Source organism: Methanofollis sp., from assembly GCF_028702905.1.
In the GTDB taxonomy this organism is placed as follows: domain Archaea; phylum Halobacteriota; class Methanomicrobia; order Methanomicrobiales; family Methanofollaceae; genus Methanofollis.
In genome coordinates this window covers 1-7,213 of record NZ_JAQVNX010000105.1, presented here as the reverse complement: position 1 = coordinate 7,213, position 7,213 = coordinate 1, and the positions used below count along the sequence as shown (strand labels likewise).

General features: G+C 57.8%; 7 protein-coding genes. 6 read left to right on the top strand and 1 reads right to left on the bottom strand.

The features are described 5' to 3' along the window. Nucleotides 1–1,176: 1,176 nt before the first annotated feature. From PHP59_RS10585 to PHP59_RS10570, 4 genes are all read left to right on the top strand, one after another. Nucleotides 1,177–1,605 (top strand): GNAT family N-acetyltransferase, encoded by a 429-nt coding sequence (locus PHP59_RS10585; protein WP_300166746.1) that lies wholly within the window; start codon nt 1,177–1,179, stop codon nt 1,603–1,605. Next, on the top strand, nt 1,589–2,515 hold the full coding sequence (locus PHP59_RS10580) for a phosphatidylglycerol lysyltransferase domain-containing protein (RefSeq protein ID WP_300166744.1): 927 nt from the start codon (nt 1,589–1,591) through the stop codon (nt 2,513–2,515). Before PHP59_RS10585 ends, PHP59_RS10580 begins: the two co-directional genes overlap by 17 nt. Then, nucleotides 2,512–3,039, top strand: coding sequence for a flavodoxin domain-containing protein (locus PHP59_RS10575; protein WP_300166742.1), 528 nt, complete (start codon nt 2,512–2,514; stop codon nt 3,037–3,039). The genes PHP59_RS10580 and PHP59_RS10575 overlap by 4 nt, the downstream gene beginning before the upstream one ends. A gap of 228 nt (nt 3,040–3,267) precedes the next feature. Beyond that, nucleotides 3,268–4,257 (top strand): hypothetical protein, encoded by a 990-nt coding sequence (locus tag PHP59_RS10570; RefSeq protein WP_300166740.1) that lies wholly within the window; start codon nt 3,268–3,270, stop codon nt 4,255–4,257. Nucleotides 4,258–4,298: 41 nt separating this feature from the next. On the opposite strand, the gene PHP59_RS10565 is transcribed toward PHP59_RS10570, so the two are convergent. Continuing rightward, a complete protein-coding gene (locus PHP59_RS10565; protein WP_300166738.1) occupies nt 4,299–5,909 on the bottom strand; it encodes a hypothetical protein in 1,611 nt (536 codons plus the stop codon). A gap of 532 nt (nt 5,910–6,441) precedes the next feature. Here PHP59_RS10565 and PHP59_RS10560 point away from each other — a divergent pair. Then, nucleotides 6,442–6,606 carry a hypothetical protein gene (locus tag PHP59_RS10560; protein WP_300166736.1) on the top strand — a complete coding sequence of 55 codons (165 nt, stop codon included), beginning with the start codon at nt 6,442–6,444 and terminating at the stop codon, nt 6,604–6,606. A 491-nt stretch (nt 6,607–7,097) separates the two neighbouring features. Then, nucleotides 7,098–7,213: helix-turn-helix domain-containing protein (locus PHP59_RS10555; RefSeq protein ID WP_366943752.1), on the top strand; the 116-nt coding region annotated here is incomplete at its 3' end.

Here is a 7,213-nt window from a genome sequence, read left to right as displayed (position 1 = left end):
CTTCTTGAACAGTTGTGAGCGGGATGCCGCCCACGCACTGATCGGCAGCGGCACCGACCGGCACCACGAGCAGGATGAGGAGAAGACACACAGTTTTCTCTACAGATATCATCACATCCACTCTCCCCTGCTGTTTGCAGCCATGCACGCCCCATCAGCGGGGGATATGCCCCGCCTCTTCGAGGGCTCGGTCATGCATAGCAGTGCAGCGATACAGAGAACCAGAAAGGATCGTCGCATATGTCACTCAGCTCCATTTATCCGAATGTATCCGGCACTTCCCGTCGTCCCGAACAGGAGACAGAAAGACGAAGGGGGGTAGCTCGGCGTACCGGATCATAATCATATGATCACATATATATCATAATAGTTCACACAAGATCAAATCGTTTTTATAACCGATATGATCTGAGACATACTCGATATTTAATCGGTATTCGCAGGAGCGTACGGGTACGCACCCTCAAGACTCCATCCTGCAAATAGAAAGGGAAACCCAGACTCTCCGCGCCGGTCAAAATAGGGACGGTGGCCAGACGACTATCGGGTCGACGGCCAGTTTCACGGAGTCGATTTCTACACGCAAATCATTCGAGTCATCCGCTGCCGAGTATTGCATGACACGTATCGTCACGTCGCCGCTGATGATTGTACTTGCCGATTTTCGAGGTCACCTCATCCGTAAAAGGGTAGCCTCGCTGTCGCGGGTGGTGGTTGCAGTTGTTGGTACGACCTGATGCTGTTGTTCCAACTGGAGAGTGCGGCACCCCGATCAGCACCGACAGTATCGTTGTACGCGCGACTATTCCGGGTCGCCTTCAGGCCGCCGAGGGCGCACCCACATCGATCCCGAAGACGAAGCGCTGCGCGGCATAGGTGCCGTTTGTAATTACGCGAGTGTCTTCGAGAGTCCCATCCGATCTTATCTTCGTACCGCACCATACACAGGTGTACAATAAGATGTGCGTATCGTACAGTCCTGGTTGGGATGCTGCCGTACCCGACACATAGGGTGACGAAGCCTGTCCTGAATGGTTTTCCTTATCGATGTGGATGAACCCTTTCAGAATGTCGCTTTCATTGGTCGAAAGGGCGTGGCCTTCATATTCATATGCCGGGCGGGTCTGGCAGAAATGACTGAAGAGCCTTTTTATAGGAGAGGAAACACTTTTTTCCATGGACCAGGAGATCGCCCTCGACATCGTCTCTGCCTGGGACGCCGGTGAGATCGTCGACCTGTACCGTGCCGGCAGGTGGTGGCAGGAGGAGTGGTCGCTCGACGGCATCGCCCCCCTCATTGCCGGGAGCTTCTGCTTTGTCGTCGCCACAGACGGCGGCCGCGCCGTCGGCATGGGCCGGGCGATCTCTGACGGGTGCTCGGATGCCTATCTTCAGGACATCGTCGTCCTCCCCGCATACAGGGGCCAGGGGATCGGCGACGCGATCGTCGAAAAACTCGTCTCCTCCTGCAGGGAGAAGGGCGTCGCCTGGATCGGCCTTGTCGCACAGCCAGGGACCGTACCGTTCTATGAAAGGCACGGCTTCGTACCCATGGAGGGGCACATGCCCATGCTCCTCGGAGAAAAATATGCTCACACTCGATGACTTCACACCCGTAACCCTGGAGGACCGGGCCTTTTTCCTCGACCTCTATGCACGCTACCCGCAGCAGCACTCTGACATGAGTTTCGTGACCATGATGTGCTGGAACCACTATGCCCACTACGCCTATGCCCGCGTCGGGGACGGCGTCGTGATCATGAGCGTGATCGAGGGGGAGAAGACCTTCAGGGGGCCGATCGGACCGCGTGACCCCGCGGCCCTGGAGGAGGTTCTCGACCTCGCCGTCAGGGAGGGCTGCGCCGCCCCCTACTATGTCTTCGACGAGGAGACCCTGGACTGGGTGAAGGCCCTCTATCCCGGCCTCGCCTTCAGGTCTGACCGTGACTTCGCCGACTATGTCTACCTTGCCTCAGACCTCGACGACCTGCCGGGAAAGAAGTACCTCACCATCCGCGGCCACCTCAACAGGTTCAGGCGGAGTTGCGAACCTGTCGTCGAGGAGATGCACGCAGAAGACCTCGCAGAGGTGCGGGAGTTCCTGAAAAAATGGTGTGCGTGGCGGCACTGCGACGAGTCGCCGGTGCTGGCCGAGGAGAAGGAGGCGGTCCTCTACGCGATGGACCACTTCTCCGACCTCGGCCTCTCCGGGCTGATGATCCGGGTGAACGGGGCGATCGCCGCCATCTCGGTCTATGACGACCTCAACCCTGACACGGCCCTCATCCACTTCGAGAAGGGACTGCCAGACTGCGAAGGGGTGTACAAGGCCGTGAACCAGGAGGCCGCACGGCTGCTTGCCCCCGACCGCACGTACATCAACCGCGAGTCAGACGTCGGCGTGCCTGGCCTGCGGGAGGCGAAACTCCGCTACCACCCCCACCATATGGCAGAAGTCTATGTGGCGGAGAAGACCGACCTGGAAAAGAGACATCAGGGGAGGGGGGAAATATGATAGAGGAGACCATGAACACGAAGATCCTTGTAGCCTATGCGAGCCGGTACGGCTCGACCAGGGAGATCGCCGAATCGGTGTCACGGACACTCGAAAAGGCAGGCTATACCGTCGACTGCAGGAATGTTATGGACGTCTCGGACATCTCCCCCTATGCGGCGGTCGTCGCGGGGAGCCCGATCTATATGGGCAAATGGCTCGTCGAGGCGGTGGACTTTGTCAAGAGGTTCTGTATCGAACTGAACGAGAAACCGCTCGCCATCTTCGCCGTCGGCTATTCGATGAAAGACGAGACAGACATGATCAGGAAGTCGGCGTCGGCATCGATGAGCGAGGTCAGGATCTATGTCAGGCCGCAGGTCGAAGGCCTCTTCGCCGGCAGGTTCGACCCCGAGGGGATGAGCAGGGCAGACCTCGACATGATGAAGATGGCAGGCGCCGTGCCCGGCGACGCACGGGACTGGAGTCAGGTCGCCCGCTGGGCAGAGGCCCTGCCGTCCGTCCTCTTCACTCTCAAGGAGTGACGGCAGATCGCCGTGACAGGCAAACCCCTCCGCATATCTATTTTCATAAAGATACATTTATAATGCCCGTACGCTATAGAGCACATCATCCGTGAGGGGGACGGGCTGCAGAGGATACCGTATCGGCCTCATTCCAGAAAGAGAGCGTCATTGTTTCTATTCTCAGCAGACCCCCGGGATACCGCCAGCCCGGCCACCCCCCGTCACGCACCAAAGGAGATGATGATCATGTCGAGAGACTATGCCCCGCACCTGCTGGTGCTGCTTCTTGTCGCTGCGATGGTTGCGCCCGCCGTCGCCGCCGATGACGAGGTCAGGATCACCGACGATAGAGAGCACCAGATCCTGCCTGATATCGACGGGGACGGGATCGTCTGGACAGACAGGAGGAACGGGAACGCCGACATATACTATTACGACCTCACGACAGGGAAGGAAAAGCAGATCACCGAAGACACGGCAGACCAGTTCGACCCTGCGATCTCGGGGAACAGGGTCGTCTGGACAGACCGCAGGAACGGGAACGACTACAACTGGAACACCGACATCTACCTCTACAACATCAAGGCCGGGAAAGAGTTGCAGGTCACAGATGACGCCGCACCGCAGGGAGATCCTGCAATCGACGGATACAGGGTCGTCTGGACAGACCTCGGCAACGGCAATGCCGACATATTCTTCTACGACCTCGAAACGGGAGAGAGGAGAGAGATCACCGACGAGAAAGAGGACCAGTACGGCCCTGACATCTCCGAAGATCGGATCGTCTGGACAGACAGGAGGAACGGAAACGCCGACATCTACATGTACGACCTTGAGAAGGGCGAAGAGCGGCAGGTCACCACCGAGGAGGCCGAGCAGTACGGGCCTGCAATCTATGAGAACTATGTCGTCTGGACAGACGAGAGGAACGGGAACGCCGACATCTACATGTACGACTTCCTGACCGGCGAAGAGCGGCAGGTCACCGCGGACGACATAACCCAGTCATGGCCGGCGGTCTCGGACGAGAGTATCGTCTGGATGGAGACCCGCAAGGGAAGAAGGGACATCGTCCGGTACAATATCTGGACCCGGGCCGAAGACCGCCCCACCACAGACTCGGCAGAGCACCTGTGGCCCGCGATATACGAGGACCGGGTCGTCTGGACAGACCTCAGGAACGGGAAGGCCGATATCTATCTCCTCGACCCGAGTCCAGAGGACGAGACGACTTAAAGCAGAAAAAGAAGAGATAAAGAAGGAGGGAAGAAACCCCCTCAATCGTCCTCGGTGCTCACCGGCGAGGCGAGCACGGCAGGATGCCCCTGCTCTTTTACCATTCCTCCGGATGCTGTCTCCAGGTCAGGCCACTTGAGAATGTTCCCGTCCGTGTCCTTCAGCGGGACAGGCGGGTACGTCTCCTGCGTCAGCATGGATACGACATACATGGCGATGCCGGCGACGACCGTCGGCCCGAAGGTGAAGAAGACCATCCACTCGTTGTCGGGCGGGACAACGGTCGGCGCCCCCTGCTGTATCGAGAGGACGACGATCCCGAGGACCGTCGTGACAAGACCGCCGAGCATCGAGGCGATGGCGCCGGGTGCGTTCGCTCTCTTCCAGAAGAGGCCGCAGACGACGGCCCAGAAGAGGCAGGCGAAGAGCAGGGTGAACCCGAAGATCATCAGGTCGTAGAGGCCGGGCGCACAGAAACTGATCCCGATGCAGAAGATGCCGATGGCGACGACGAGGAAACGGGTGAAGCGCAGCACCGCCTTTTCGTCCCTGATGTGATCGGAAACCGCACCGTGGACGAAGTTGGTCGAGATGACGGCCGCGGACGCGAAGATCGCAGAACTCGCCGTTGACATGATCGCCGCCATCAGGGAACCGATGAAGAGGGCCATCATCCAGGGGGAGAGGAGGGTCTTTGCCAGGAAGGGGACGATCAGTTCGGGGTCTTCGGCAAGGATGGCGCCGTCGATCATGCCGGTGTTGATCATCACGATTCCAAGAAGGCCGAGGAAGATCGGGCCGAGGCCGGCGACCCAGTACAGCCCTGTGCCAATGAAAAGGCCCTGCCTTGCGGCCCGGTCGTCACGTGCGCAGAAGACACGCTGCGAGATGTCCAGGGACGCAAGGCTGCCAAGACCCATGCCGCACCATGCGGCAAACCAGGCCATGATGCCGGTGACCGTCCACCCGATCCCGCTCGGGGAGTTGTCACTCGGGAGGATCGACCAGAAGTCCGTCGGCGTGTTGGCGGCGATGACATCGAAGCCGCCGACGTACGCGATCCCTGTCGGTATGAGGACGGCGAGACCGAGCAGGATGAGGACCATCTGGATGTTGTCGGTGATGATGACGGCGAGCATACCCCCGAGATAGGTATAGATGATCACGATCAGCCCTGCAATGATGGCACTCTCGACGCCGGGAATGCCGACAAGGACGTTGAGGATCTTGCTGATGGCGAGGATCTGCACCGAGGTCCAGAAGATGAGGGTGGGGAGGGAGAGAAGAGAGGCGACAAGTGCCCCTTTCGACCCGTACCGCAGGTAATACATCTCGCCGAGGGACGCGATCTTCATCTTCCGCAGGATCGTCACGAAGAATATTGCCATCAGCAGGAGCGTGATGCCCGAGGCCCACGGGTCCGCGATGGTGGCGAGCATGTGGCCTCCATAGGCCGCACCGGCACCCCCGAGAAGAGTGCCGCCGCCCCAGAACGTGGCAAAAAGTGTCCCCCCGATAAGAACAGGGCCCACGTTTCTGTTGGCGACCAGGTACCCCTTGGACGTCTCGACGCCTCCGCGGCGCTGGACAATAAAGCCGATGGCCAGCATTGCGGCGAGGTACAGCAGAATAATCAGGACTTCTATGGTCATCTGGTAACTATCATAGGTTTTCCTCAGGTGTTTTGAGAATTTCGGAATGAACCGCGGGGGAATTCTCCAGAATCCCCGGATAAATTGGGATTTTTCTGGCCGACGGGGGATTGTGGGGTCTGCGAAGAGTGACGCGGGGAGACGCGGCATGGGGCCGGGGGAGTGCCGAATGCGCACAAAAGGTACTCCGCCGCGGCCCCTGCGGCCCTGATGATGCCGTTGAGGGGAAGGGTGCCCGCACTCCCGATGGGGACGGCGTCAGGATAAACCCGGGAGGGGTGGGGTGTGTGACCACACAAAACAATTCCCCTGTTGGGTTCTGTGGCGGATGGCGTCATCCGGGAAAGGTACAGTACATCTGCTCTCCGAATAGAAGTGGCGGATACGTGCCGCGGGACGGTGGCCGGGAACGTCAGGACGAACTCAGAAAGAAGACCCGGGTGTGCGCTCGATGTACCCGATACCCTGTCCAATGAAAAAAGCAGCGAAATATCGGGCAAATATATACGCCCGGAGGTCACAGTCTACCATTATGACAAAACAGGGCGAACAGAAGACAAAAGGGCACAAGGCAACGGAAGGTCAGGGCGCCCCATCACCGGCAAAGTCAAAGGCCGAAGAGACCCTCTCAAAGGAGAAGATTGACTCGCTCAAGGACAAATACGCCGCAAAAATGAAGAAAGGGAAAAAGCACTGACATTTATCTGAACCGTATCAGAAAATGAGGCTGGTTCTGGCATAAGCCTCCCCCTGCTCCCGGAGACGGTACTGCGCATACGCTGTCCCGAGCAGGACAAATGCCGGACTGGAGAAGGTTTCCGGGCAGGTTCAGATCCAGATCCGGTTACGTATTTTTTAGAATCGATCCTTTTTTGGCACCCGATTATGTATTCAACAAGAAAATATATACACTTCAACACCATAGGACACATTATGAAAGGTCAGGGCAGTCCAAAGGGTAAGAGCCCTAAGGCGGAAAGTGCTGATGTGAAATCGCCGGCAGGAGCCGAAGAGACAGCGCCTGTGATCAAGAACGCTCCCATGACGTCAAAAGAAAAGATCGCTGCTAACAAAAAGAATAAGAGACGAAACTAAGCGGTAAGAGAGTGTTGCAGGGTATCACAGGCCCTGAAAATCTAAACTTCTTTTTAATAAGTATATGGTACTGTAATATACGATCGCAATTGTATGCTTCAAGGCTACAAGTATCGAATGTATCCTTCTCTGGAGCAGGTTACGCTCCTCATGAAGCACATCCATGCTTGCCGGTTTGTGTACAATAATTCTCTGGAACAGAAGATCCG